Raw genomic sequence first — 25724 nt, 5'->3', positions numbered from 1 at the left:
CTGTGGCAAGCGTTAGCCGGAGCTGCACACGTTACCTGGAAGTGTCATGACACTTTTTCAGTTATGGTCTAAACATGCAAACAGCCCCCGATCCATAGGATCAGGGGCTGTTTTATAATTACCCTTTCACCGCGCCGGCGACAACGCCTTTGACGATGTATTTTTGCAAGAAGATAAAGACGATGATCGAAGGCAGCACCGCCATGACCATAGCGGTCATTGCATATTGCCAGTCGGAGGTGTATTGCCCAACGAAGGTGTATGCGGCCAGCGTCAGCGTTTTGGTTGCCGGCGAGCCGTTGACCATCAGCAATGGGAGCAGGAAGTCGTTCCAAATCCACATCACGTCGATGATGATGATCGTGGTCGTGACCGATTTCAGCAGCGGGAAGATCACGCTGAAGAACAATCGGAAGCCGGAGGCACCGTCGATCGTGGCGCTTTCATCGATTTCCTTCGGAATCCCCTTCACGAAGCCGTGGTAGATGAACAGGGCGAGCGGAGCGCCGAAGCCCCAGTACAGAATGCCAAGTCCCCACGTGCTGTCCGAGAGATGGAGGTTCTTCGCCATTTGCAGCACCGTCAACATGATCGATTGGAACGGAATCAGCATCGGCATGATACAGATAAAGTAAATGATCGAGCTGGCTTTGGATTTCGTACGGGCCAGCTTGTACGCAGCGATGGACGAGATTAATATGATCCCGGCCAAGCCGAGGATGGTGACGACCGCATTATTCAGGAACAGCCGCGGGTAGTTGATGAACTCCCATACATAGCTGTAGTTTTCGAAGGCGAGTTTCTTCGGCAAGGCGATGACATCGGTCATGACCTCGGAGAAGCTCTTCAGCGAGTTGATGATCGTCAGGAACAACGGATACAGGAACAGGATCGAGAGCAGCACCATCACGATTTCCAGGACGATGCGGCCTGCCGTATTCTTTTTCATTACGCCTCAACCTCCCTGCGTTTGAAGATCGTTAGCTGAATCGCTGTAATAATCAGCACGGCGACGAACAGAATTAGCGCTTTCGCGGTACCATAGCCGTACAGGTTGTTCTGGAATGTGTCACGGTAAATGTCGTACGCCACACTGTACGTCGTGCCGCCAGGGCCGCCGCCGGTCAAGGACAGGATGACGTCAAATACTTTAATCGAGTTGGTCAACGCCATAAAGACGGAGATCGTAATCGATGGAGCAAGCAACGGCAACGTTACGTTAAAGAATCTGCGGACTGGGCCAGCGCCGTCCACCGTGGCTGCTTCCTTCAGGTCATCTGGAACCGATTGCAAACCTGCAATGTAAATCACCATGTAAAAACCAATCGATTGCCAAATGGAGACAAACAGGATCGAAACAAAGGCAAGTCCAGGTTCACCCAGCCAGCTTAGATCAAATATGCCCCATCCGGTGCTGTCGCCAAGGGACTCAAAGCCTTGCATAAAGATGAACTTCCAGATAAAGCCGACAATGACCAAGCTGAGAATGTACGGAATAAAGAAAGCGGCTCTCAGCCAGTTCGTCGTCTTCAGCTTCATATCCAGCACCAACGCCAGCAAAATCGCCAGCACGTTGATGATTACGATATAAAGAATCGCGTATTTAATCGTAAACCAGGCGGCCTGCGAGAAGTTCGCGTCACCCATGAAAATTTGTTTGAAATTGTCCAGTCCGATAAATTTCGGATGCTTGGATATCCCGTTCCACTTGGTCAGGGAATAACGGATTGTCATGACAAACGGATAATAGAAGACCGCGATGATAGCTATCAGAATTGGCAATGTAAATACGCCAAACTCTAATTTCTCGCCCCGTTTTCTCCCTAGTTTGAACATAATGGCACCTCTTTTTCGTGACGTATTGGTATAAACAGCGGTGTGACCGTCTCCCCTATACACTTGGGCTTTTTCGACTATAATGATTATAAAACAGCGGTTATGCCGTCAAAATGGATTTAAGAAAACAGTTAAGGGTAAAAAGGTGAACTCGCTTTTTCGCCCGAGGTACTAGAAATGAGGAGCTATGTTCAACCGCATCCGAAGCATCATGACAACGCTTACTGACCGGATCTCGCGTAGGCTGGTCAATAAGCTTATTTTGTTGTTTACGACGATCATTATTCTAGTAGTTGGCCTACTAACCGTTATCTCTTATGAGATGCTTGAACAAGAATCCGTAGAGCATAGTATGGCCAGCACCACCAACAACCTGAAGCTGATTAATCAGAAGCTGGAAGATTACCTCGCCGGTGTGGAACAAATGTCGCTGCCGCAGATTCACTATGAGGACATTCTGCAGGCGATTATGAACGAAGAATCGGATTACGCGTCAAAAATGTACTTGGAGGACTATCTGCGAGAGCTGTTTTACTCGCGGAATGACTTGGAGAGCATTTATCTCTATTTGATCGATCAACGCAAATACTACTCTATTACGCGCGAAGCTTATAACGTCTCGGTTCGGGTGAGCTATCAGGAGGATATCCCCAATCAGGCGTGGTATAAGCAGGCGATGGAGAGCCGTTTTAACGAAGCCTATCAATCGTTTATCGTGCCAGGGGCGAAGTCGGGCTACGACATGGATGTAGAACCGGACTTTATGGGGTATCACCGCGTGCTGCGGTCCTTAGTCACCCGAGAGCCGAAGGCGATTGTCTCTTTTTATATGAAGCCCACGGTGAAAGATCAAATTTTGAAGGATGTCCCGTTCGAGAACGGAGAGCACCTGCTGTATCTAGATCCGAATAATGTTCCGTTTCATGTGGATGATCCTGCTTTTTTGGAGAAGGTTGAGGATGCACCCTGGCTTGCCCGGCTTGAAGAGGGAGATTCCATGAAGCCGATCACCTGGACCAGTGAGTCTGGCCACAAATATTTGATTATTTACAACATTGAAGCGAACGGGGGCTGGAAGCTGGTCAAACCGATTCCGTACAGCAACCTGTATGCGGCTGCCCGAGCCACGCGGAATATTGGATATCTCATCGGCACAATATTCTTGTTGATTTCGCTCATTCTGGTGACTCTGTTTTCCAACAAAATTACGAGTCCGCTGAAGGATTTGTCTCTCCAGATGCGCCGCTTCAGCGAAGGGACCTTTGATGCGGAAATCCCGGTGAAGGGTCAGGATGAGATCGCTTATTTATCCCGGCATTTCAACCGGATGGTGCGGCGGACGAACGATTTGATTAACGAGCGCTACAAGATGAAGCTGGTGGAGAAGAATGCGATCCTCAAAGCGCTGGAGGCGGAGATTAACCCGCATTTCCTGTATAATGCGCTGCAGGCGATTTCGACCAAAGCGCTCAAGAGCGGGGACGACGAAGTAGCCGATATGGTGGATGCCTTGGCGTTGACGCTAAGATATTGTATTAGTGGAAAAGACATCGTGTACGCTAGGGAGGAGCTGAAGCATATTGAACGTTATCTCGCGTTGCAGAAGGCTCGGTTTGGCAGCCGGCTGCAGGTAACGGTCGAGTGGGAGGAAGCCCTCAAGGAGCTGCAAATTCCCAAGCTGTCTATTCAATCTTTGGTTGAAAACTCCATTAAGCATGGGCTTGAGAAAATGTCGAGCGGCATCTCGATTCGGATTCGGGCCGAGCTGAGGGATAAGCATGCGGTGATCTCTGTCAGCGACAACGGTCCGGGCATTTCTCCGGAACGAATGGAGCAAATCCAGACGTCCTTCCGCCAAGAGTGGGAGGAGCAGGAAGGCGAGAACATCGGACTCAAAAATCTGTATACCCGCTTGAAGCTTCTCTATGGGGAAGAAGCAGAGCTCAAGATCCAGAGCGATGAGCACGGGACGGATATGTGTATGATCATACCGCGAGGGGGCAGCAGTTATGTATAATGTATTGATTATCGACGATGAGGAGCCGCTTCGCGAGGCGATTCGGATTCTAGGAAATTGGCAAGAGCTTGAGGTGGATGAAATCCGGGAAGCGACGGACGGCAAAATGGGGCTTGCCATGCTCGAGCAGTACAAGCCGGACATCGTTATGGTAGATATGAAAATGCCGGAGTTAAACGGGGTCGAATTCCTGCGGATTGTCGAGGAGAAGTATCCCGAGCTGCTGACCATTGTGATCAGCGGATATGACGACTTTGAATATACGCGTCAGGCGATTCATGCGAAAGTGGTCGATTATTTGCTGAAGCCGGTCAATCGTCAGGATTTGAACCAGGCGCTGCGCAAAGCGGTAGATGTGTTAAATGCCAAACGCGAGCGTCAGAAGGAATCGATCACACGAAACATTGCGTTTAATATGTCGCTCCCGAAATTAAAGGAGAAGATCTATTTTTCCATTATTGAACGGAGCTTTAAGAAGCAGAGCAGCCAGGCGTTCCTCTCGTTAATTGGGGCGGATGAACCGGATCATCGATATGGCGCGCTCGTCCTGCGGATCTTGAACATGGAAGCTGTCCAGGAGAGCCGGTTTCATCGCGACCGGGAGCTGCTCCATTTCGCTGTGGCGAATGTGATTAATGAGGTTGTGGTGAACAATCTGCAGTGCTTCAGCTTTGCCAATCCGAAGCAAGAGCGGGAAGTGATCGCCATCTATACGGTGAAGGGGGGCTACCCGCAAGAGATCGCGTTTCGTGCAGGGGAATTGATGCGAAAAATTGTATCGACGATAGGTGATCTGTTTGGAATGCTGACTGTCGGAGGAATCGGACGATATTGCGAGGATGTGTTACACTTAGCTGAATCGTATGATGAGGCGGTTGCGGGCATTCAGAGCATCGACCTGCTGAAGCTTAAAGGGAACGCGGTCATTGGAGAGGTGGATAAGGCAGCGAGCAAGGAGACGTTCTCCTTCTCCAGTCGAATGCCGATCTTGCGGGGGGCGTTAGAGGCAGGCAATCTTAACCATGCCAAATCGGTGGTGGCCGAGTTTACCAAGAGCATCAAAGCCGCTGGATCCTTCAGTATCGGCGCGGCTGATCGGTTGATGCGGGAAATCGTCGTGCTCATGAATGATACGGTTTCCGAGCTGGGCGTTCCGGCGGACAAGCTTCCTTCCTCCGGCGGAGATCGGTCACTGCATAAGATTGGAATCAGCACGGATATCACTTCGTTTGATCAGTTCGAGGCCATCCTGCTTCATTTAACAGAATATTATCACGAGCAAGTCTGCCGCTCGATGGCCGCAGGCCGCCCGTTCAGCGTTGAGGTCATCAAGGAATATATCGACCATCACTATTTTGAGGACATCAAAATCTCTATGTTTACGGAGAGGTTCTTCTTAAGCCGTGAATATTTAATGAAATTGTTTAAACAACAATATGGCTGCGGCATCCATGAGTATGTGCAGCGGGTTCGTATGGACAAAGCCAAAGAGCTGCTTGATGATTCGTCGCTCAAAATTCAAGAGATCTCGGAAATGCTCGGGTTCAAAGATAAGAACTATTTTAGCAAGGCGTTCCGGAATTACTATGCTTTGTCACCCTCCGAATATCGCCAACAGCAGGAGGAACAAAGGGGCAAAAAGTGAACTCACGACAAGACTTCACTTTTTTACCCTTTTTTCATCACATATCTACATTTTATTACTTGTCTCCTTTCATTAAAATAGGGAGCATAGTAAATATTAACCAAATGAAGGTGGGGGCAAAGTAATGAAGAAGAAGATTCTGGCCTTATCGTTCAGCCTGGTGTTGATTATGGGCCTGTTATCCGCTTGCGGCGGCAACAATAGCGCGGCGAATAACGGGGCAAGCAACGCAGGCAGCGGTAACGGCGCAGCGACGGATGATTCCAAACCCGTAACCATCAATATGTTCACGGCTTCTCCGGAATACACCGACGCGTTTAATGCTTACATCGAAGAATATAAGAAAGTGAAGCCTAACGTAACAATCAACCTGGAAATCATGCAGGCAGACTACAACACGGTATTGAAATCCAGAATCGCAGCAGGAAGTACGCCTGACGTATTCCAAACCACTGCGGGCGGGGATATTGATACCTTTGCCGAGTACAGTGCAGATTTGACGGACCAACCGCTGGCTGCGGCTATGACGGAAGCAGTACGCGCGAATATGACTTCCTCTGACGGTAAAGTGCTTGGCTTGCCAGTTAAAGGGAACTTATTCTCCTTGATTTATAACAAGCAGCTGTTGGATGAAGCGGGCGTGATGACTTTCCCGAAAACGACAGCAGAACTGGACGACGCGATTGCTAAGCTGGAAGCCAAAGGCATTACGCCGTTTGCGAATGCGTACAAAGAATGGTGGGTATGGAAACACATCTTCCAACATTTCGTGAACGCTGCAGCACAAGACGCAGGCGTAACGTCGCAAGATCTGGTGAAGAGCTTTATTGCTGGTGATGCAAAAATCAAGGATTATCCGGCACTGTACGACAACTTCTTTAACTTCATTGATACGACAGTGAAGCATGGCACCGACAAACCGCTGGAACGCGACAGCAACGCAGAAGTAAGTGACTTTGCATCCGGTAAAGCGGCAATTATGACCGGTAAAGGTGCATGGGACGAAGAAGCGATTAAGAAAATTAATCCAGACATTCAAATCGGCATTGCCGGCTATCCGGTTAGTGACAAAGCCGATCAATCGATGATTATCACAGGTGCGGACCAAGCTCTGCGCATTAACAAAGACTCTGCGGTCGTCAACGAAACGATCGAATTCTTCAACTGGCTGTATACTTCCGACTACGGTAAGAGCTGGTTCTCCACGATTGCGAAGGTCATTCCTCCAATCAAGGACGCTCCGCTTCCAGAGTTGGAAATGCCAAATCAAATGAACGAAATTCTGAAGTCCGAGCCTTCGGGCGACCTGGCGATCAACTACTCGCTGGATACGTTCCATCAAAAATTCGGAGAAATCATGCAAGCTTACATCGGCGGCAGCAAAACCAAAGATCAAGCTGTGACCGAAATCGAACAAGCATGGGTACAACTGGGTTCGGCTGAATAATCAACGGGAATCTCGGTTGTTCGTGAAACCACGAAATGAACCCGGCACCAACTATCGGTGCTGGGTTTTGCTTTTACTTAGGACAGGTAAAGGAGTGTACGAGGGCGATGAATCAAATCGAGCTAAGGGAGAACGGCTTACATCTCGTATTGGAAGTCACCGACGAGCAGGATGTGCGGCTGCTGCATTTTGGAGCAAGTGCATTGAGTGAAGCGGTGATCCGGGAGGAGCAGAAGCCGGGATTCCGCCTGATGGAGCTGCAACTCACTGGAGAGGACCGGGCCGAATATCACGGACGGACCCACCGGGCATCGTACCCGGGATTGAGGATGGTGTACGCCGGCCATACCAAAGGACGGAACGAGTTCGGGAGGAAGCTGGAAATCGCGCTGCGCGACCCGAAGACCGGGCTGCAGGCGGTGCAACACCTCCAATTTTACGACGGGGTGCAATTGGTCCGAGCTTGGGCAGAACTGTACAATGCCGGGCCGGAAGCGGTGGGGATTGAGTATGTTTCCTCTTTTGCATTGACCGGGTTGGATAAGGAGGGCCGCCAGGATCGGGACGAGAAAATGCGGCTGTCCATCCCCCATACCGGATGGCAAAGCGAGCTGCAGTGGCGCACATACCGATTACCTGAGCTCGGCTTATCTCATTTGACGGATCGCAGCTCCAAGCGGATCTCCTGCAGCAATACCGGCTCCTGGTCGGCGGCCGAGCATATCCCGATGGCGGTTCTGGAGAACCGCGAGGCGGAGAGCGTCTTGTTCTGGCAAATCGAACATAACGGCTCTTGGCATTGGGAGATCTTCGATCAGGTGGACCAACTGACCTTGCTCCTCAGCGGACCAACTGAACACGATAACCATTGGTGGAAATCGCTTCAACCGGGTGAGCGGTTTATCAGCGTCCCGGTGGCTGTTGGCGCGGCGAAGGGCGGCTTCGAGGAAGCGATCGGCCAGCTGACCGCTTACCGTCGCCGGATTCGCCGACCGAATGCGGATAACCGGGAACTGCGGATTATTTTTAACGATTATATGAATTGTCTTTGGGGTTCACCTACGACAACCAAGCTGCTGCCGTTGATTGATGCCGCGGCTGAAGCGGGCTGCGAATACTTCTGCATCGATGCCGGCTGGTACGCTCCGGGTGAGTGGTGGGACGGCGTGGGGGAATGGCTGCCGTCTTCGGAACGGTTCCCGGAAGGGATCAAGTACGTATTGGATTATATTCGCAGCAAAGGGATGGTGCCGGGACTATGGCTGGAGCTGGAGGTCATGGGCATCAACAGTCCGAAGCTGGCAGACACGGACGACAGCTGGTTCTTCATGCGGCACGGCAAACGGGTGATGGACCGCAGTCGCTACCAGCTCGACTATCGCAACCCGAAGGTGGTGGCCCACGCCGATGAGGTCATTCGCCGATTGGTGGAGGACTATGGTGTCGGCTATATCAAGATGGACTATAACATCAACGCCGGGATCGGGACGGAAACGGCGGCGGACAGCTTCGGCGATGGATTGCTGCAGCATAACCGAGCATACTTGGCTTGGCTCGATCGGATTTTTGAACGCTATCCGGAGCTCGTTATCGAGAACTGTTCCAGCGGCGGGATGCGGATGGATTATGCGATGTTAAGCCGCCACAGCATCCAGTCGACCAGTGATCAGGAAAATTACGTGAACTATGCGGCGATTGCCGCTTCATCCCCGTCCGCGCTGACGCCGGAGCAATCCGCTATCTGGTCGTATCCGCTGCGGGAAGGCGATGATGAAGAGGTCGTCTTCAATATGGTGAATGCGCTGCTTCTGCGTGTGCATCAGAGCGGTCATTTGGCGGAGCTAAGCCCGCGACGCCGGGAGCTGGTGAAGCAGGCGCTGGACTATTACAAGACGATTCGCGCAGACATTCCGGAGGCATTGCCGTTCTGGCCGCTGGGGCTGCCCAAGCAGCAAGACGACTGGATCAGCCTTGGCTTGCGCCGGCCGGGCAGCGATACGGTATATCTGGCTGTATGGCGTACGCGCGGGGAAACCTCCTCACAAGCCTTGCCGCTTCCGTCGCTGCAAGGGGAGGGGCTGGACATCCGCTGTGCCTATCCGCAGGACTTGGATTGCGCATGGAACTGGGATGCCGCCGCAGGTCAGCTGACAGTGACTCTGCCTTCCGCGCCATCTGCCCGATTGTTTGAGATCCGCCGTAAACTATAGGGGGAGCTTAGATCCGAAGAAGATCCGCATCGCTGCTTTTGGCAGGGGATGCGGATCCTTTTTTGTGCAAGGATAGCGGGTCATGGGAATGAAATGCGAAGTTCTTTGATTTTCTCGCCCGCCAGTTTGAAGCGAAGCTCAAACAAAAGGGGATCGGGAAGATTCGTTTTGTCGAAGTTACCGTATTAGTCCAATTCATGTCTATCATCGGAATAATAAAATTTGTTCATGAGTTCTCGGTAAATTGATCCTCGCTAGCATTCGTGGATTGGGGTGGATCTCTTTTGGTTGACATGAAACCAAATGGTGTCATATAATCGATTTTATTAGGAAACCATTTGGTTTCATGTTAGCTAATCAATCAAGATTATAAAGGAGAATAGATGATGGAACAGAACAATACGGGTAAGCTGCCGGATATTCGGCATACGATGCTGCTCAATGCACCGATCTCGCGGGTATGGGAGGCTGTAGCTACGTCGGAGGGGATTGCCGCTTGGTTTATGCCGAATAGTTTTCAGCCGGTATTAGGCTATGAGTTTGTCCTGCATGCCGGCCCGTTTGGAGACTCCCCGTGCAAGGTGATGGAATTGAAGCCGCCGCACCGGTTGTCGTTCACTTGGGGTAAGGATTGGACGGTGACCTTTGAGTTGGAGGAAAAAGGGGAGCAAACGGAATTTACGTTGATTCACGGCGGTTGGACTGCCGACCAAGTGACTGAGTTCGGCGAGGCGCACGAGCTGGTTCGCGGCCGTATGGATCAGGGCTGGACCGGTATCGTCGCTGCGTTGGCTAAATATGTACAGGAGTAAGTCATGGCAGAGGCCGCTTCTGTAAAACATGATGTGTTCCAGGCGATTTCCGACCCGACGCGCCGAGAACTGCTGCAGTTGCTGAGCGGGCAAGAGCTGGCGCTGAAGGATATCAGCAGCCAGTTCCCGATCAGCCGAACTGCGGTATCCAAGCACTTGCGTATCTTGGCAGAGGCTGGCCTTGTGCGCGAGCGCAAGGTCGGCCGGGAGACGCGCTACCGCCTGGAGGCCGACCCGCTGTTGGAGCTGAAGCGCTGGCTGGCGTTTTTCGAGCGGTTCTGGGAGAACAAGTTGGCGTTGCTCAAGCACTATGTTGAATCTGAACCGGGCGCAGAACCGGAGGGGCTCCTTCCCGTCCCGGCGCCGCCATCCGGCAGTACAAGTGAGAATTCGGGCCAATAAAATAAAGCCCTCGGCTGCACCTCAATAGGGGAGACGGGGGCTATTCCCATGTACGCGGCAGATGACGGGTTTGAAGGATTCAAAGGGGGAGCCGACCATCCCCTTTAGCTGGGATCGGCTTGCCTTTCCCGGGTCTCCCATCTGGTATATAATGGGTTTGGACTATTTCATCATGGCAAATTACTTCCAAAAAAACGCTCAAGGAGGTTGTTGACATGAAGTACGTCAGTTTGGGAAGAACCGGATTGAAGGTCAGCCGTTTGTGCCTGGGAACGATGAATTTTGGGCCAACGACGGACGAGAAGGAAGCGTTTAAAATCATGGACGCTGCCATTGATGCCGGCGTTAATTTCTTCGATACGGCGAATGTCTACGGTGGAACGTCGCATCGCGGCTGGACCGAGGAGATCATCGGCCGTTGGTTCGCGCAGGGCGGCGGCCGCAGAGAGAAGGTTGTGCTGGCGACGAAGGTGTACGGAGCGATGAGCGATCCTGCGTCGGATCCCAATGAAGGCCAATCCGGCTTATCGGCCTACAAAATCCGCCGCCATCTGGACGATTCGTTGCGTCGGCTCGGCACGGACCATATCGAACTGTACCAGATGCATCATGTCGACCGGAACGTTTCTTGGGATGAGTTATGGAATGCTTTTGATATCGCACAAAAACAAGGCAAGATCGGTTACGTTGGTGCCAGTAACTTCGCGGGGCGGGATCTTGTGAAAGCGCAATATGAGGCGAAAGCTCACGGGGCGCTGGGCCTTGTCTCTGAGCAGCATAAGTACAGCCTGCTGTGCCGACTGCCAGAGCTGGAGGTTCTGCCTGCAGCCGAGGAGCTGGGGATCGGCGTGATCCCGTGGAGTCCGTTGGACGGCGGGATTCTCGGCGGGAATCTGAATCCGCAGCCGGGCTCGCGTACGGCGAAGCAGACCGAACGGCTCGAGAAGCTGCGCCCGCAGCTTGAGCGGTTTAGCAACCTGTGCAAAGAGCTGGGCGAATCCGAAGCCACGGTAGCCCTCGCCTGGACGCTGGCGCATCCGGCGGTGACGGCGCCGATTATCGGGCCGCGGACGCTGGAGCAATTTGAGGAAACGCTGCGGGTTGTCGAAGTCGAACTGAGTGAGGATACGCTCAAGGCCATCGACGAGATTTTCCCGGGTCCGGGCGGTGAAGCGCCAAAAGCGTACGCCTGGTAAAAAGCCATACGAGGGAGGAGAACGAGACGATGATTCGATATGAGCGAGGCACGGACCTGGACATGAGCACGATATATCAGGCGTTTCAACGCGGTTTTGCCGATTATATCATCCAATTTAATTTGACCGAAACGGAATTTGCGGATCGATTCTTTGGTCCGGAAGGCAATGCGCGTGAGCACTCTTTCGTGGCTCTCGACGGCGATGAACCCGTGGGGGTTGTCTTAGGCGGCAGCAAGGTCTATGAGTCCGTCCGGACAATGCGCTGCGGCGCACTGGCCGTCAGCCCGGAATATCGCGGCAAAGGCGTAAGTGCCGGCCTGATGGATCTGCACCGGGAGGAGGCGCTGCATGCCGGTTGCAAGCAGTTGTTCCTGGAGGTCATTGCCGGGAACGACCGGGCGATCGCTTTCTATTTAATAAGAGGATACCGCCGTGTATACGACGTCTCGTACTTCACCCTTCCCGATGCATCCCGACTGGAGGCCCCGCAGGGGGCTTCCGCGGGAGCGCCGGTGGAGCGAATCGAGTTCGAGACCTTCGCCAATCTGGTGGGGCCTTGGAGATATTTCCATATCAACTGGCAAAACGACTTGGAGTATCAGCAACGAACTCCGTCTAACGTCTATTACGGCGTCCGGGTGGACGGTGAATGGGCCGGAGGGCTCTCGATCAGTCCAACCGGTAAGATCAATATGCTGATTGTCAGCCATCAGCACCGGGGTCAAGGCTTGGCCACCCGGATGTTGGTCGCTGCCCGCGAGGAGTTAGGCTTCGTGAAGTTCACCGCTTCCTTGCCGGATAATGCACTGCTGGAAGGATTTTTGGATCGGCATGGGTTTGTTCGCGATAAAATCAGCCTTCATGAGATGTACCTTCGCCTATAAAATGGGGGCATACCGGGCCTAAAAAGTGTTGACATAGTCCTTGGACATCGTTTATCATCATGTAGACCAATCGGTCTAATCTTACGCGGAAAGGTACCGGTATGCATGCCCAATCAGAATCCGACCCGTCAGTTGCTGATCGAAACAACGGCCAAGCTGCTGCAGTGCCAAGGCTACAACGCCACAGGGCTGAACCAGATCACCCAAATGAGCGGTGCGCCCAAGGGATCGTTGTATTACCATTTCCCTGAGGGGAAAGAGCAACTCGCGTGTGAAGCTGTTGTGTATACCAAGAACGTCACTTTGGCGAGCTTGCGCGCTGTACTGGACTCCACCGAAGATGCAGTTGGGGCTGTGCAAGCGTTGTTGCTTCTGATTGCCGACAACTATGATCGCGAGGATGCAACGCTTGGGGTGCCAATTGGCATCGTTGCCCATGAGACCGCCCGCAGCAACGAGAATATTCGTAAAGCCTGCTGCGACGTGTATAACGCTTGGATCGCTGAACTGGAGAAGAAATTTATCGCCTCCGGCTACAGTGCGGAAGAATCGGCGGATTTAGCCGTGTTGATCAATGGGATCGTCGAAGGTTCGATCATCATGTGCTTAACGCAGAAGAGCAGCCAGCCGCTGCACACGGCAGCTCGTTTGGTTCCGCGGCTCTTTCCTTCCTGAGCCCCGTTGCTCAGGAGCCCTTGCGGCAGAAGGAAGTGAGATTCGCGCCCCTTTATTTCAATTTTGATATATAGAATGGTCTATTCAACTTCCCCGTATCCCCGTCGTGAGCCCCAAGGCACCTATGCCTTGTTCATATAGATTAACCTAGAGAGAGACGTAAAGTCCCAAAATAGGAGAAGATGGAGGTAACCCTACAAATGAATACATCATCGATGTCATCGGCTCAAGGCGCCGCTGTGGAAGGGATCAGGCGTCTGCCGATTACGATCGCCCTGGTCATCGGGGCCTTTGTGTCCATATTAAATGAAACGTTGCTGAATGTGGCCTACACGGATTTGATGCAAGAACTGCGCGTGGGGCCTTCGACGATACAATGGCTTTCTACTTCTTATATGTTAGTGATTGGGATTCTGGTGCCGATTACGGCGCTGTTGATTCAATGGTTTACGACGCGGCAGATGTTTCTGTCGGCGATGATTCTGTTCTTGGTCGGAACGGTCGTCTGCGGGATTGCTCCTTCGTTTGGCGTGCTGCTGCTGGGTCGGATCATTCAAGCGATTGGAACAGGGTTGCTGCTTCCGGTCATGATGAACACCATTCTAACGATCTATCCTCCGGAAAAAAGAGGGGCGGCCATGGGCACGATCGGTCTGGTCATTATGTTTGGTCCGGCTATTGGTCCTACGCTGTCCGGCTTAATCCTGGATGTGCTGGATTGGCGCTGGCTGTTCTATCTGGTGATTCCGCTCGCGGTATTGTCCATTGTCTACGGAGCGCTGTATTTGCGGAACGTGTCGGTATTAACGAGACCGCGGGTGGATCTGCTGTCCATTCTGCTGTCAACGATTGGTTTTGGCGGTATCGTATACGGGTTTAGCCACGCGGGCGAAGGTGAAGGGTGGTCAAGTCCTGTTGTCTATACCTGCCTGGTTGCCGGATTTATCGCTTTAGTCTTGTTCGTTTGGCGGCAGCTGCGAGTCGCTGAGCCAACTCTGGACGTCCGCGTCTTCAAGTACCCGATGTTCGCCTTGTCGGCCGCGTTGCTCATGGTCATGATGATGACCTTGTTCTCGACGCTGATTATCTTGCCGATGTATCTGCAAGGCGCGCTGCTGCTGGCACCGTTCGCCGCTGGTCTCGTCTTGCTTCCCGGCGGGGTAATCAACGGTCTGATGTCACCGGTGGCGGGACGGTTGTTCGATAAATTTGGTCCGCGCGCGTTGATCGCGCCGGGGCTTATCATCGTGATCGCCACCTTGTGGTTCATGCGCGGCTTGTCGACGGACAGCTCGACCGGAGAGGTCATCGCGTTGCATATTACGCTGCTGATCGGAATTTCCTTGGTGATGATGCCAGGGCAAACGACGGGGCTGAACCAGCTGCCTCGTAACTTGTATCCGCATGGCACCGCGATCATGAACACACTGCAGCAGGTGTCGGGCGCGATCGGCACCGCGCTGTTCATCAGCATCTTCTCGCATGGCCAAGAACGTTACTTGAAAGCTTCGGCCAATCCGCAGGATCCAGCCGAGCTGGGGAACGCACTGGTGTCCGGTATGCACCAAGCGTTTACCATTTCGATGTACGTTGGCGTGGTGGCGTTGGTGATCGGCTTGTTCCTGCGCCGCACTTATGCGCCGGAGGAAACGCAGGTTGCTGCAGGCAGCCATCCGGAGTTTAAGCCGGAGGTTAACCCGGAATCGCGTTAATCGTAAAGGAAATCAAAGGCCGTCTATGCTTGAGACGGACACAGACCGGTTCGGTGGGAAGTTTCCATCGGACCGGTTTTTTTCACGTTGACTAGATGTGAATATTCTGGAAAACTTGAAGATTTCGATTGAACATCCGGCAAGGAACAGGGATGATGGCATAGGGAATGATTGGCTATACTGACAACATGAATATTCAGAAGGAAGGGGCATCCATTGATTATGGAGCGGTTTTTTAAATTAAAAGAACATGGAACGACCATTCGCACCGAGCTGTTCGCCGGGCTAACTACCTTTCTAGCGATGGCCTACATCCTGGTCGTCAACCCCGCTGTGCTAAGCGCGGCGGGAGTTCCGTTTGATCAGGTGTTTATGGCTACCGTGATTGCGGCGGTTGTCGGCACGCTGTTTATGGCGCTGTTCGCCGGGCATCCGATCGCCATCGCTCCCGGCATGGGGTTGAACGCCTACTTCACGAGCGTGGTTGCCAGCACCGGATTATCATATCAGACCGTGCTGGGCACGGTGTTTTTTGCCGGGGTGCTGTTTCTGCTGCTAAGCTTAACCCGGCTGCGGGAAGCGCTGATCCGCGCGATTCCTGATTCGCTGAAGTTCGGCATTACTGCGGGGATCGGGTTATTCATCGCCTTCTTGGGGCTCAAAATGTCTGGCATCGTCGTGGCGAATCCCGACAACCTCGTGACATTTGGCGATTTACACCGCTCGGTGACGTTGCTGACGTTGTTTGGCGTCTTTGTCACACTGGTGCTGATGGCCCGCCGCGTTCCCGGCGCGCTGTTTATCGGCATGGCACTGACCGCGGTGGTTGGCTATTTTACCGGTCAACTGAAATTGGACGGCTTCGTGTCTGTGCCGCCTGCGCCGGTCTTCTTCGACCTGGATTTGTCCGGCGTCTTTAGCCAAGGGCTGTACACGACCGTATTCGCATTTCTGCTCGTTACGCTGTTCGATACGACCGGCACGCTGATTGGCGTTACGGAACAAACCGGCGCTATGAAGAACGGCGAGCTTCCTCGGGCCAAGGCCGCATTGCTCGCAGATGCGACGGCGACCACCATCGGTTCGATGTTTGGTACGAGTCCCACCACCGCCTACATCGAGTCGACCACCGGCGTGGCGGCAGGCGGTCGCACCGGCCTGACATCGCTCGTCGTCGCTGTACTGTTCCTGCTGTCGATGTTCATCTCGCCGCTGGTGGGGGCGATCTCCGGTCTTCCGGCCATCACCGCACCTGCCTTGATTATTGTGGGCTGCTTTATGATGGAAGGATTGGCCCGGATTCAGTGGAAATCGTTCGATGAGGCGTTTCCGGCCTTTGCGATCCTGTTGATGATGCCGCTCACCGCCAGCATCGCCACCGGGATCGCCGTTGGGTTCATCACGTATCCGGTGATGAAGCTGGTCAGCGGCAAAGGGCGGGAGGTTCACCCGCTGCTTTATGTGTTTGGCGTGATCTTCGTGATTCAACTGGCTTTTTTTCCGGCGCACTAGGAAATTGAAGAAGATTTTGTTACTTGTTTTAACCGGGGTGAGACCCTTTTTTCGGCAGGCCGTCATATAATGAACCTGTAAGCCATACAATGGAAATCCTGAGGCGGTAAATCGCTGGATGTGCAGACATGAGAAAGGCGGACCTGACATGAAAAATTGGTTTACAGCGCTGTTTCCCCTGGCGCTCATTGTGATGTTACCTGGGCTGGATGCCCATGCGCCGTCGTCCTTCGGGTTTCTTGCCGGAGCGGGAACGGGAACAGGAGCCAAGTCGTCGACTGTTGGGATGGCGGAGCTGCAGTTACCCGAGACGGTTACGGTATACTTGAACGCCGTGAGCCTTGATTCTGACGGAGGAGTTCTCACGGTGGACCCGATCTTGTGGTATCAGGGGGATGAGGCGGCGGCGATCTTCGCAGAACGCGAACCGGAGGCTGGCTTTGACGGACCACCGGACGGCTATTATATCGTCAATGACGCGGTGGAATCGGTGAATTATCCGGTTTCCCCAGAAGCTGAAGTTATACTGCAAATTTATGACCGTACCGGTAAGCCGGAGGATATCGAAATCAAGGCAGATGAAACCGTAACCTTTAAGAAATTTAAGGAGTTGTTCCAACAGACGGATCTGCTGGATCTCAGCCAATTCCCATATCACCTCACGCTGAAAGAAGGCAAGGTCGTCCGGATTGTGCAGCAATATGTGCCGTGAAATCCTGCATGCAAATAAGATCCAAGTCGGAGTATTTCGCTCCGGCTTTTTTTATTTGGCGTTGCTGATAAAATCGTGTAGCACAATTTTGCAGTTGTAGTATAATATTTCCTTAGACGTAGTTCTTTGTACCCAGTACATTCATTTTATCATGAGCCTCACTTTAAGGGGGGAGAACGGATGAACGCCCACCAAATTCATATCAAAAACATTTGGATGCTGAAATTGCTTGTCGGCTTGTTTATCGTTGCCAGTGTGCTGCAAATGCTGGTCCATCGGCATTTTGAAGTGGCACAATCGATCTTGGGCGCTTCCCTGCTCCTGGTGCTGGCCGGATTTGTGGTAAGACGCCGCTGGCCGCGGCTTACGATGATCTTAACGCTGGTAATGCTGTTCATTTACCTCAATGTTATGGTATTCACGGATTTGTCCGTGACCAGTTATATATTCCTGGGGCTGCTGCCGCTCCTCAGCTTGATGTATCATCATTATCTTGCGGTCGCTGTGGCAGGTGCACTTCATCTTCTGTCGATGCTGTATTTGGCGCTGGCATACCGGGGGGCGCTGTTGAGCGGTAAGCTGGAACGCGGCGATGCTGCATTTTTTGTAGTATACGGCCTGTTTATCTTATCGTTTTGCTTGATCTATGTACTGACGACGAAGATGCTGTCACCTCGCACTGAAAGTGATAAACTGCCTTTGAATGATATCCTTGAAAGCGCATCCGTTGGGGTCTGGGCTTATGACCTCAGCAAAATGGAATTGGAGGTTTGCGCCGGGTTCGAGCAAATTACCGGATATTCGGAAGAGAGCCTGAAGGGGAGGCAAGTGCAGGAGATCGTCTACCCTGCGGACATAAAGCTATTCCTCGAGATCCAGCATGAACTCATCCTCCGAAAAACGAACTCCGTGAAGGAATGCCGCATCGTTCGGCCCGACGGCGAAATCAGATGGCTCCAGAATCGGGCGCGGCCGTATTTCAACAACCATGGACATCTCGTAAGGCTGGAAGGAGTCGTTATTGATATCACGGAACGGAAGCAGCTAGAGGAAAAGATTCAATTCCTGGCCTATCATGACGAGCTGACGGGACTAGCCAATCGGGCGAAATTTTATGCCAAGTACGCAGAAACGCAAGGGCAAGGAGAGCCCGTCGCCCTGATGTTCCTGGATCTGGACAATTTCAAGGAAGTGAACGACACCTACGGCCATGAAGCCGGGGATGAACTGTTGAAGCATATCGCAGGCCGGCTGGTCACCCTGGTCCGGGCGGAGGATATGGTATGTCGTTTGGGCGGGGATGAATTTGTGATTTTGCTGGTAGGCCTGCAGGAGGACGGGGTAATAAAAGTGCTGGACCGCATTCGATCCAGCCTGGCTGAAGGTTATGTGTATCGGGGAAGACGGATCAGCATCTCGGCTAGCATCGGCATCAGTCTGTCACCGGATGGGAACGCAAGCTTGGAGGACATGCTTCGGCTCGCCGATGCAACGATGTATGATGTCAAGCGGGGCGGCGACACGATCCGGATGACCGCTGAATCCAGTTTGCCGCTGCCCAGCTGACTTATTTCTTCTCCCCTCGGTTTTCTTTCCGTTCCAAATAGATCGCTCCGAGCCACTGACTGGCAGCAAACAACACCACCATGCCAAGGACCACAAGAAAGCGGTTGTCTCCCTTACGCAGCAAGAGCTGCAGCAGGAACAAGGCGACCGCCACTTCCGTCCACACCAGGCCGCGTTTGCGCAGCGCCTTGAGATCGTAAGCCCCGGAACTCATTTTACGCAAATTCCACATGGCGATCACAGCGAGGATAAGTAGAAAAATCAAAGATCCAATCAGGTCTTCTGTGGAGAACATGAACAATACGCGAACCCCTCTTCTACAGTATTGGTACAACTTACTTGCATTTTAGCTTAAGCCTTCAGGGCATGGCAAACGAATTGAAAACATCGGTTTGTGAAATTTCGCTCTAACCCATTTGTCAAGGACATATTCAACAGCCATTATTTCAAAGTAAGATATCTTCTTTTTAACTAGATAAAAAAGAGGATGATGGAGAATGGCGATCACCAAATTTCTCAAGCTGGTGGAAATCCAGACGAAGGCCGCAAGCATGATTCCGCTTTTGTTTGGCACGGTCTATGCTGTCTACCGGTTCCATGTGTTTGAGCCTTGGCATTTTGTGCTCATGCTGATTTCCTTGCTCAGCTTCGACATGACCACGACGGCGATAAACAACTATATGGATTTTAAAAAAGCGAAGCGCAAGCACGGCTATGGCTACGAAAAACATAATGCCATCGTCAAGTACGGCATGAATCCAACCGCGGTGCTGGCGCTGATTATTTTGCTGTTCACGATTGCAGTGACCGCAGGAGTGCTGCTGTTCCTTCAGACCGGGTGGCTGCTGCTGTTGTTGGGCGCGTTGTCGTTTGCGGTTGGCATTTTATATTCCTTTGGGCCGATACCGATCTCCCGGATGCCGCTGGGCGAAATTTTTTCCGGACTGTTCATGGGATTTGTTATTATATTTGTGTCGGCTTACATCCATGCGGGCAACCGCTTGGCTTCACTTTCGCTGCAGGGCGGCACGGTGATTCTCCAAGTTCATTTGCTGGAGACGCTGCTGGTCTTCCTCATCTCCATACCGGCGATTCTTGGCATTGCCAACATCATGCTGGCCAACAATATTTGCGATATGGAAGAGGATATCGACAACAAACGATACACCTTACCGATTTACATTGGAAAAGGTCCGGCGCTGCTGTTGTTTAAGCTGCTCTATTATGCGGCCTACGTGGATGTGATTGTACTGGCGATCCTGGGGGTTCATCCATTGATACTGCTGCTGGTTCTCCTCACCGTGGTGCCAGTGTCCAAAAATATCCGAACGTTTACCGCGCAGCCTACCAAGCAATTTACGTTTGGCTTATCGGTGAAAAATTTCCTGCTGACCAATATGGCGCGTATCCTCGCGCTGATTATCGCCGTTGTGTTGCCCTTCTAACGATGGGTTCCGGCGGGGATGTATCCGTGTGATCCGGGTCTGACGCATGGGTTGGCAGGCTTGAGGAGGAAGCAAAGAGACGATGGACAATCGAGGCAAGCTGCGGATCGGAATAGTTGGCGGCGGTTGGCGGGCTGAATTTTATTTGCGGATTGCCCGCGCGCTGCCGGAGCGTTTTGAAGTGAGCAACATCTATATGCGGGACGAGGCAAAAGGCCGGGAAGTGAACCGGGTATGGGGCGTTCCGGTGACAACAAATTGGGAGGCCTTCCTGAAGCAGCGGGACTTCGACTTTGTGGTGTTGTCGTTGCCTCGGACGGTTACGCCGGAGTACCTGGTTCGGCTCGCTGCAGCGGGCATACCCGTGCTGACGGAGACGCCGCCGGCGGTCGATCTGTCCGGGCTGTACCAACTCTATGAAACCGTAGGATCTACGGCGAAAATTCAAGTGGCCGAGCAGTTCCTGTTCCAGCCGATGCATGCGGCCCGCCTTGCCGTCGCGCGGTCGGGTCTCTTGGGCGAGGTGTCGCACGTGCAGGTATCGGCGGGACACGGCTATCACGGCATCAGCCTGATTCGGCAACTGCTCGGAGCGGGATTCGGGGAGGCGGAAATCCGCGGGGAGCAGATTTCCTCCCCGCTCGTTCAAGGCCCCGGCCGCGGAGGCTGGCCGGAGGTGGAGCAGATCGTCACTTCGTCTCAGACGATTGCGCTGCTTAGGATCGGTGAGCGGACGGCATTGTTCGATTTCACCTACGATCAATATTTCTCACCGATCCGGCGTCATCGCGTGTTGGTGCGCGGCGTCCGGGGGGAAATCGACGGGACGGAGCTTCGCTACCTTCGCGATTTCCGCACCCCGGTGGAGCTGCAGCTGCGGCGGGTGGATGCCGGCCAGAACGGCAGCCTCTTGGGGTATTACCACGAAGGTGTGCTGGCCGGCTCCGAATGGGTGTACGTGAACCCGTTCCGGCCGGGACGGTTGACTGACGAAGAGATCGCGATCGCTACCAGCTTGGAGAAGATGGGGCAGTACGTCCACGGAGGCCCATCCTTCTACAGCTTGGCGGAGGCCGCCCAGGACCAATACCTGTCGTTGATGATGGAGCAGGCGGTCCAATCTGGGCAGACGGTGCGGACCGAGCGCCAGCCCTGGGCCATCGAATCGCAAAAAGCAGAGTGAATCCATTGACGGGACTGACCCCATAGTGTGGGACAAATAAAAACACCTTCAAGAAAATTCGCCCATGTCGTAAGATATGGAGACAACCTTGGAGGTGTTTTTTTTCATTGGGAACAAGAGTTAGTTATCCCCCTAGAAGTTAAAATGAAGGCAATTGAAATGAAAATGTCTGGTACACCGGTGAAGGAAATTATGGAGCAATTAAATATCCGAAATAAGACACAAGCGGAAACTTGGATGAGATGGTATCGCAATGGCGAGCAGAACCGTTTAGAGCAGCCAGTAGGTAAACAATACAGCTATGGCAAAGGACCCGAACATACCTCGGAATTAGGGAAGGTTAAGGCGGAGAACCGGTTTTTGAAACAACAACTAGAGCTGCTAAAAAAGTACAACGAGATGGAGAGGGGGCATCGTCAAAGATTGTAATAGAGTGGATTGAGTCGATTCGAGGAGAAGTGAGTGTGCAACAAGCTTGCGCCTGGATCGGAATCCCTCGCGCCACTTACTATCGCTTGAAGGCAAGGGAGAAAATAAACTCGAGAACCACATGGTAGTGAAAATTCGCGAACTCTGAATCCAGCATAAATATCGCTATGGATACCGAAAAATCGCTGCTTTGCTCCGGATGAAATATATGGTAAATTATAGTTGTGATTCCAATAATATATTCAAATAAACTAAGAAAAGGAGGTTAGTAGGGATATGGGGAATATTCTACTGTTCGTGGTGTTTTAATTTTACTCCTTGTATCATTCGATCTAGTACAATACCTATCAAGACCCTCAAAAATACACTGAGATTACGTGCTAAGTAAGGACAACTGGGGATGTCATCACAATTCATAACAAAGCTGTAAATATTTTAAAATTTATTCTGAGAGGAAGGGTAGTTTATGAAGCTTAAGAAACACCTTGTTAGTGGACTAGTGTCCATTGCATTTTTCTGTGCAGGGGGAGTGGTTGCTTTTGCAGGCTACGATAGTAATTTATTTGTTGCTCCAAAAGAGACATATGAATCCATGGTTAAAACACCGGGCAATTATTATTATCTGGCTGCTGCAACTCCTAACTATAACTGTTTAGCATATGCGTTAGGAGACACACGTCAGTGGATCTGGCCTTGGGGATCAAGTAACCCTACATTGAAAGAAGCAAATGACTACATGACTTCCCGAATGTATAATCCTTACCCATACAGTTCTAGTGCTTCTAATGTGAAAATTATTGCATATGGCACGTCGACCAGCAATATCACTCATTTTTCCAAAGCGGAAGGAACTAACTATTCTAACGCAAAATGGGGCCAATTGGAGAGACTCCAATCTTTAGGATGGGACCCTTACACATCTTCCATATACGGATCTGCGTTGCAAGTATACAAGTAATGAATAGTATATAATATATAGTGAGGTGATCGAAGTGAACAAAAAGTTACTTATTGGAATGTTCGCCCTCGGTTTTGCTGTTACTTCTTCTTTATACGCGGTACGTGCTAATGCATCCGTTGAGAAGCAAATTAACCAAAACCTTAACAGCTTGGCCGAACAGTTACAAACGGAAGTCACTAATAAAACTGAATTAGCCATGAGTAGTAATCCCTATGATTACATCAAGAACAGCGAAGAGTATGCAAATATTGTAAATCTCGGAACAGATGCTGTTCCAATTTTAGAAAAGAAAATCGATGAAAGTGAAGGAAGCGGTCTTTTTGATTACATTTTTTCAGTTGCTATCGAAGAAATCACAAAAGTAAACCTCAAAGAAGAGGAAAGTACAGCTTGGGATACTGGAGACAAGTTCTCGGAGAAATGGAAGGCAAAACTTAAGACACTTCCTGAAGAAGTTGAAAAAATCGCTAATTCTGAATTAACTGAAGATGAGAAAATTACTTCTCTAAAAAAACTGGGTCTTCCTGCTGTGCCATTTATTATTGACCAACTTGAGGCAGGTAAAACTGAACTTTTCCCAGCAGTTCAGTCTTTGGTTCCGGATAGTCAAACGAAGTCCTTGAAAATGACTGACATAGTACAATGGGCAAAAGAAAACAAGGATAAATTTGATGACCTTAAAGAGTATGTTTTAAGCAAAAAATAATAATAGTCCAACTTGAGGTTGTAAGTGATCCTTTCAAGTAGAACTTATTGGGGCTGTAATTTGACTAAATCGCTCGGATGGAAAGTCAGGGACTGACCCCATAGTGTGGGACAAATAAAAACACCTTCAAGAAAATTTGCCCATGTCGTAAGATATGGAGACAACCTTGGAGGTGTTTTTTTCATTGGGAACAAGAGTTAGTTATCCCCCTAGAAGTTAAAATGAAGGCAATTGAAATGAAAATGTCTGGTACACCGGTGAAGGAAATTATGGAGCAATTAAATATCCGAAATAAGACACAAGCGGAAACTTGGATGAGATGGTATCGCAATGGCGAGCAGAACCGTTTAGAGCAGCCAGTAGGTAAACAATACAGCTATGGCAAAGGACCCGAACATACCTCGGAATTAGGGAAGGTTAAGGCGGAGAACCGGTTTTTGAAACAACAACTAGAGCTGCTAAAAAAGTACAACGAGATGGAGAGGGGGCATCGTCAAAGATTGTAATAGAGTGGATTGAGTCGATTCGAGGAGAAGTGAGTGTGCAACAAGCTTGCGCCTGGATCGGAATCCCTCGCGCCACTTACTATCGCTTGAAGGCAAGGGGGAAAATAAACTCGAGAACCACATGGTAGTGAAAATTTGCGAACTCCGAATCCGGCATAAATATCGCTATGGATACCGAAAAATCGCTGCTTTGCTCCGGATGAAGTGTCCGGTAAACCACAAATGTGTACGGAAACAACCAGTCACCGATTCATTTCCGACAACTGGCTGTTTAATCTTGAGAGGTGCTTTGATCCCTGTCTCACAAACGGGGTTAGTCCCCAGTCCCTGAAGATTCACTCTGCTTTTTTGCATGAAGGGGGGCGTTAAGACCGTCGCTTCGGCGCAATCATCAGCCCTGCACCGATAGCGATCAAGGCAATCGCTAATAACGGTTGGCCGAAGATCAGGCGGTTGTACAACGCGCCCAGCGAGAAGACGGCGAAGAACAATAACGAAAGCACGGTCAAAATGTTGATCGGGATCAGCAGGTATTTATTGCGGTTCCCGAACCAGTAAAACTCGAACAACCCCACGGCCGGAGCCAGAATGAAGCCGGGCCACAGGTACTGCCAGCTGTCAAATAATGTTGAAAGTTGACAGACGAGCCCGACGGTGAAGAGAATTCCCCCGGGGATGAGCAGCCCGGTTGCCTTGCGCCCAACGACCGAGAAATACAACCAGTGGAAGAACAGACCGAGCGGAAGGACAAATAAGGTCGGCCAGAAGGTGCCGAACAGCGTTCCCGCGCTGATCGCTTCCTTGCGGAAGAAGAAGAGATAGAGGCCTAGCAGGATGAGCACGGGCCCAATCCATGATTTTTTATTCCAATTCATACGCAAACTCCTTTGTTTATGTACTTATCTGTGATCAGCATACTACAAAAGCCGAAAGAAGACTTCAGTCTCTGGGGGAGACAAGAGCTGGACTTTAGTCCAGTTCCCCTGCCTTGGAATAAAAACAGCCCGGGGAAGAAACGCTAACCGAAGGAACAGGCAGGGCGGCCTTTCCATCCATCAGATCCTACTGAGGAGGTTAGAACAACATGGGAAATAACAAGCAGCATCGCAAGCCGGGCACCGGAAACGGCAGCAGCAACGGGCAGAATCAAACGACCGGTAACGGCGGAGAAGCGCAGAACGGACGCTTGGCGACGATCAAGAACCATAGCACTGAAGGCGGAGAGACGCTGAACGAATACATTTCCGGCCATGATAAGTACGAGGGATAAGCCGAAAGCCGAAAGCCGCTGCACAGGATTGTGAGCGGCTTTTTTCGGCGATGCCATCTTGAAGTAGCTAAGATACTTTGATGTTATTTTTGCGTGCCGTGCTGCTTGGTTGGAAGCTGGCCGGCCGGGTTGCCGTGCCCGCGCTTTTTGTTTTTGGCTTGCTTCTCCTGTTGATCGTGAACCTTCTCGACAAATTCGTGCAGATTTTCCATGAGGTTGATCGTCTCCTTGCTTGAAATAGGGTAGGTTGCAGATCTACATAGATCCGACTCTTCTGGATTACTATACCCCGTTCATGCCTTTTTCATCAGGTCGGGATGCTCTATACTTGCCTTCTTCGGACATGTACAATGAAGGGGACAACCACGGAACCACTTGCATAAGGAATGGGCGATTCGTGCCGCTGAAGCGGGCAAACATGTATTGTGCGAGAAGCCGCTGGCGTTGACGGCCGCCAAGGCGGAGGAAATGGCAGCGGCCGCGGACAAAGCCGGGGTCCTGCTGGCAGAAGCGTTTATGTACGGTCGAGTTATAGATTTGAAAAATAAAACGCGGGTTTGCTTGAGAGCGCTCAGGCAACCCGCGTTTTTGTATT

26 protein-coding genes and 1 pseudogene are annotated in these 25724 nt (G+C 51.5%); 22 read left to right on the top strand and 5 right to left on the bottom strand.

What is annotated here, in order from left to right:
• Positions 1-118: 118 nt before the first annotated feature.
• Together C812_RS19125 and C812_RS19120 are read right to left on the bottom strand one after the other, a co-directional pair.
• Positions 119-949: a carbohydrate ABC transporter permease gene (locus C812_RS19125; protein WP_016314290.1), complete on the bottom strand. Its 831-nt coding sequence runs from the start codon at positions 947-949 to the stop codon at positions 119-121.
• Complete coding sequence (locus tag C812_RS19120; RefSeq protein WP_016314289.1) at positions 949-1836, bottom strand: carbohydrate ABC transporter permease; 888 nt, start codon at positions 1834-1836, stop codon at positions 949-951. Before C812_RS19120 ends, C812_RS19125 begins: the two co-directional genes overlap by 1 nt.
• A gap of 187 nt (positions 1837-2023) precedes the next feature.
• Between C812_RS19120 and C812_RS19115 the strand changes: the two genes are divergently transcribed.
• The 13 genes from C812_RS19115 to C812_RS21655 all read left to right on the top strand — a co-directional run bounded on the left by C812_RS19115 (position 2024) and on the right by C812_RS21655 (position 18629).
• Positions 2024-3853 (top strand): sensor histidine kinase, encoded by a 1830-nt coding sequence (locus C812_RS19115; protein WP_016314288.1) that lies wholly within the window; start codon positions 2024-2026, stop codon positions 3851-3853.
• Positions 3846-5498, top strand: a complete 1653-nt coding sequence (locus tag C812_RS19110; RefSeq protein ID WP_016314287.1) for a response regulator transcription factor — start codon at positions 3846-3848, stop codon at positions 5496-5498. Before C812_RS19115 ends, C812_RS19110 begins: the two co-directional genes overlap by 8 nt.
• A 124-nt stretch (positions 5499-5622) precedes the next feature.
• Complete coding sequence (locus C812_RS19105; protein WP_016314286.1) at positions 5623-6945, top strand: ABC transporter substrate-binding protein; 1323 nt, start codon at positions 5623-5625, stop codon at positions 6943-6945.
• A 107-nt stretch (positions 6946-7052) separates the two neighbouring features.
• Positions 7053-9155 (top strand): glycoside hydrolase family 36 protein, encoded by a 2103-nt coding sequence (locus C812_RS19100; RefSeq protein ID WP_016314285.1) that lies wholly within the window; start codon positions 7053-7055, stop codon positions 9153-9155.
• A gap of 386 nt (positions 9156-9541) precedes the next feature.
• Positions 9542-9967, top strand: a complete 426-nt coding sequence (locus tag C812_RS19095) for an SRPBCC family protein (RefSeq protein ID WP_016314284.1) — start codon at positions 9542-9544, stop codon at positions 9965-9967.
• 3 nt (positions 9968-9970) lie between these two features.
• Entirely contained in the window at positions 9971-10369 is a 399-nt protein-coding gene (locus tag C812_RS19090) for an ArsR/SmtB family transcription factor (RefSeq protein WP_016314283.1), read from the top strand.
• Between the two features lie 215 nt (positions 10370-10584).
• Positions 10585-11565: an aldo/keto reductase gene (locus tag C812_RS19085; protein WP_016314282.1), complete on the top strand. Its 981-nt coding sequence runs from the start codon at positions 10585-10587 to the stop codon at positions 11563-11565.
• Between the two features lie 29 nt (positions 11566-11594).
• Positions 11595-12452: a GNAT family N-acetyltransferase gene (locus tag C812_RS19080; protein ID WP_016314281.1), complete on the top strand. Its 858-nt coding sequence runs from the start codon at positions 11595-11597 to the stop codon at positions 12450-12452.
• Positions 12453-12557: 105 nt separating this feature from the next.
• Positions 12558-13127: a TetR/AcrR family transcriptional regulator gene (locus C812_RS19075; RefSeq protein ID WP_016314280.1), complete on the top strand. Its 570-nt coding sequence runs from the start codon at positions 12558-12560 to the stop codon at positions 13125-13127.
• 215 nt (positions 13128-13342) lie between these two features.
• Positions 13343-14839 (top strand): MDR family MFS transporter, encoded by a 1497-nt coding sequence (locus C812_RS19070; RefSeq protein WP_425270103.1) that lies wholly within the window; start codon positions 13343-13345, stop codon positions 14837-14839.
• Between the two features lie 222 nt (positions 14840-15061).
• Positions 15062-16351: an NCS2 family permease gene (locus C812_RS19065; RefSeq protein WP_084770908.1), complete on the top strand. Its 1290-nt coding sequence runs from the start codon at positions 15062-15064 to the stop codon at positions 16349-16351.
• 148 nt (positions 16352-16499) lie between these two features.
• The gene (locus tag C812_RS19060) at positions 16500-17063 is read left to right on the top strand and encodes a hypothetical protein (RefSeq protein ID WP_016314277.1); all 564 of its coding nucleotides are present in this window, start codon (positions 16500-16502) and stop codon (positions 17061-17063) included.
• Between the two features lie 180 nt (positions 17064-17243).
• Positions 17244-18629 (top strand): sensor domain-containing diguanylate cyclase, encoded by a 1386-nt coding sequence (locus C812_RS21655; RefSeq protein ID WP_016314276.1) that lies wholly within the window; start codon positions 17244-17246, stop codon positions 18627-18629.
• Between the two features lies 1 nt (position 18630).
• Here the strand turns inward: C812_RS21655 and C812_RS19050 are convergent, their stop codons facing one another.
• Positions 18631-18924, bottom strand: a complete 294-nt coding sequence (locus tag C812_RS19050; RefSeq protein WP_036626122.1) for a hypothetical protein — start codon at positions 18922-18924, stop codon at positions 18631-18633.
• A 202-nt stretch (positions 18925-19126) separates the two neighbouring features.
• Here C812_RS19050 and menA point away from each other — a divergent pair, with 202 nt between their 5' ends.
• From menA to C812_RS23110, 7 genes are all read left to right on the top strand, one after another.
• Positions 19127-20074, top strand: coding sequence for a 1,4-dihydroxy-2-naphthoate polyprenyltransferase (gene menA, locus C812_RS19045; RefSeq protein ID WP_016314274.1), 948 nt, complete (start codon positions 19127-19129; stop codon positions 20072-20074).
• 82 nt (positions 20075-20156) lie between these two features.
• Positions 20157-21257, top strand: a complete 1101-nt coding sequence (locus C812_RS19040) for a Gfo/Idh/MocA family protein (RefSeq protein WP_016314273.1) — start codon at positions 20157-20159, stop codon at positions 21255-21257.
• Positions 21258-21401: 144 nt separating this feature from the next.
• Complete coding sequence (locus C812_RS19035) at positions 21402-21686, top strand: helix-turn-helix domain-containing protein (protein ID WP_051135024.1); 285 nt, start codon at positions 21402-21404, stop codon at positions 21684-21686.
• Positions 21687-22152: 466 nt separating this feature from the next.
• Positions 22153-22644, top strand: coding sequence for a DUF7689 domain-containing protein (locus C812_RS22420; protein WP_016314272.1), 492 nt, complete (start codon positions 22153-22155; stop codon positions 22642-22644).
• 34 nt (positions 22645-22678) lie between these two features.
• Positions 22679-23353, top strand: coding sequence for a hypothetical protein (locus tag C812_RS19030; protein WP_016314271.1), 675 nt, complete (start codon positions 22679-22681; stop codon positions 23351-23353).
• A gap of 221 nt (positions 23354-23574) precedes the next feature.
• Positions 23575-23859, top strand: a complete 285-nt coding sequence (locus tag C812_RS19025) for a helix-turn-helix domain-containing protein (RefSeq protein ID WP_051135024.1) — start codon at positions 23575-23577, stop codon at positions 23857-23859.
• A gap of 121 nt (positions 23860-23980) precedes the next feature.
• Entirely contained in the window at positions 23981-24190 is a 210-nt protein-coding gene (locus C812_RS23110; RefSeq protein WP_157274754.1) for a helix-turn-helix domain-containing protein, read from the top strand.
• 34 nt (positions 24191-24224) lie between these two features.
• Here C812_RS23110 and C812_RS19020 read toward each other — a convergent pair whose 3' ends face one another.
• On the bottom strand, positions 24225-24734 hold the full coding sequence (locus C812_RS19020) for a hypothetical protein (RefSeq protein ID WP_009223641.1): 510 nt from the start codon (positions 24732-24734) through the stop codon (positions 24225-24227).
• Positions 24735-24943: 209 nt separating this feature from the next.
• Here C812_RS19020 and C812_RS19015 point away from each other — a divergent pair, with 209 nt between their 5' ends.
• Complete coding sequence (locus C812_RS19015; protein ID WP_009223642.1) at positions 24944-25129, top strand: hypothetical protein; 186 nt, start codon at positions 24944-24946, stop codon at positions 25127-25129.
• Between the two features lie 83 nt (positions 25130-25212).
• Here C812_RS19015 and C812_RS22010 read toward each other — a convergent pair whose 3' ends face one another.
• Positions 25213-25341, bottom strand: a complete 129-nt coding sequence (locus C812_RS22010; protein WP_016314269.1) for a DUF4023 family protein — start codon at positions 25339-25341, stop codon at positions 25213-25215.
• 157 nt (positions 25342-25498) lie between these two features.
• Here C812_RS22010 and C812_RS22005 point away from each other — a divergent pair.
• Positions 25499-25651 (top strand): annotated as a pseudogene (locus C812_RS22005) (Gfo/Idh/MocA family oxidoreductase); the annotation flags it as partial.
• Positions 25652-25724 lie beyond the last annotated feature (73 nt).

It is taken from the genome of Paenibacillus barengoltzii G22, assembly GCF_000403375.2.
GTDB classification, from domain to species: domain Bacteria; phylum Bacillota; class Bacilli; order Paenibacillales; family Paenibacillaceae; genus Fontibacillus; species Fontibacillus barengoltzii.
The sequence above is the reverse complement of the archived record's forward strand: the minus strand, read 5'-3'. Positions and strand labels throughout refer to the sequence as shown.

What these genes read in the sequence shown, in the direction of transcription:
- C812_RS19125 (WP_016314290.1), bottom strand. Translation starts at nt 949, where the DNA reads ATGAAAAAGAATACGGCAGGCCGCATCGTCCTGGAAATCGTGATGGTG.
- C812_RS19120 (WP_016314289.1), bottom strand. Translation starts at nt 1,836, where the DNA reads ATGTTCAAACTAGGGAGAAAACGGGGCGAGAAATTAGAGTTTGGCGTA.
- C812_RS19115 (WP_016314288.1), top strand. Translation starts at nt 2,024, where the DNA reads ATGTTCAACCGCATCCGAAGCATCATGACAACGCTTACTGACCGGATC.
- C812_RS19110 (WP_016314287.1), top strand. Translation starts at nt 3,846, where the DNA reads ATGTATAATGTATTGATTATCGACGATGAGGAGCCGCTTCGCGAGGCG.
- C812_RS19105 (WP_016314286.1), top strand. Translation starts at nt 5,623, where the DNA reads ATGAAGAAGAAGATTCTGGCCTTATCGTTCAGCCTGGTGTTGATTATG.
- C812_RS19100 (WP_016314285.1), top strand. Translation starts at nt 7,053, where the DNA reads ATGAATCAAATCGAGCTAAGGGAGAACGGCTTACATCTCGTATTGGAA.
- C812_RS19095 (WP_016314284.1), top strand. Translation starts at nt 9,542, where the DNA reads ATGGAACAGAACAATACGGGTAAGCTGCCGGATATTCGGCATACGATG.
- C812_RS19090 (WP_016314283.1), top strand. Translation starts at nt 9,971, where the DNA reads ATGGCAGAGGCCGCTTCTGTAAAACATGATGTGTTCCAGGCGATTTCC.
- C812_RS19085 (WP_016314282.1), top strand. Translation starts at nt 10,585, where the DNA reads ATGAAGTACGTCAGTTTGGGAAGAACCGGATTGAAGGTCAGCCGTTTG.
- C812_RS19080 (WP_016314281.1), top strand. Translation starts at nt 11,595, where the DNA reads ATGATTCGATATGAGCGAGGCACGGACCTGGACATGAGCACGATATAT.
- C812_RS19075 (WP_016314280.1), top strand. Translation starts at nt 12,558, where the DNA reads ATGCCCAATCAGAATCCGACCCGTCAGTTGCTGATCGAAACAACGGCC.
- C812_RS19070 (WP_425270103.1), top strand. Translation starts at nt 13,343, where the DNA reads ATGTCATCGGCTCAAGGCGCCGCTGTGGAAGGGATCAGGCGTCTGCCG.
- C812_RS19065 (WP_084770908.1), top strand. Translation starts at nt 15,062, where the DNA reads ATGGAGCGGTTTTTTAAATTAAAAGAACATGGAACGACCATTCGCACC.
- C812_RS19060 (WP_016314277.1), top strand. Translation starts at nt 16,500, where the DNA reads ATGAAAAATTGGTTTACAGCGCTGTTTCCCCTGGCGCTCATTGTGATG.
- C812_RS21655 (WP_016314276.1), top strand. Translation starts at nt 17,244, where the DNA reads ATGAACGCCCACCAAATTCATATCAAAAACATTTGGATGCTGAAATTG.
- C812_RS19050 (WP_036626122.1), bottom strand. Translation starts at nt 18,924, where the DNA reads ATGTTCTCCACAGAAGACCTGATTGGATCTTTGATTTTTCTACTTATC.
- menA (WP_016314274.1), top strand. Translation starts at nt 19,127, where the DNA reads ATGGCGATCACCAAATTTCTCAAGCTGGTGGAAATCCAGACGAAGGCC.
- C812_RS19040 (WP_016314273.1), top strand. Translation starts at nt 20,157, where the DNA reads ATGGACAATCGAGGCAAGCTGCGGATCGGAATAGTTGGCGGCGGTTGG.
- C812_RS19035 (WP_051135024.1), top strand. Translation starts at nt 21,402, where the DNA reads ATGAAGGCAATTGAAATGAAAATGTCTGGTACACCGGTGAAGGAAATT.
- C812_RS22420 (WP_016314272.1), top strand. Translation starts at nt 22,153, where the DNA reads ATGAAGCTTAAGAAACACCTTGTTAGTGGACTAGTGTCCATTGCATTT.
- C812_RS19025 (WP_051135024.1), top strand. Translation starts at nt 23,575, where the DNA reads ATGAAGGCAATTGAAATGAAAATGTCTGGTACACCGGTGAAGGAAATT.
- C812_RS23110 (WP_157274754.1), top strand. Translation starts at nt 23,981, where the DNA reads ATGGTAGTGAAAATTTGCGAACTCCGAATCCGGCATAAATATCGCTAT.
- C812_RS19020 (WP_009223641.1), bottom strand. Translation starts at nt 24,734, where the DNA reads ATGAATTGGAATAAAAAATCATGGATTGGGCCCGTGCTCATCCTGCTA.
- C812_RS19015 (WP_009223642.1), top strand. Translation starts at nt 24,944, where the DNA reads ATGGGAAATAACAAGCAGCATCGCAAGCCGGGCACCGGAAACGGCAGC.
- C812_RS22010 (WP_016314269.1), bottom strand. Translation starts at nt 25,341, where the DNA reads ATGGAAAATCTGCACGAATTTGTCGAGAAGGTTCACGATCAACAGGAG.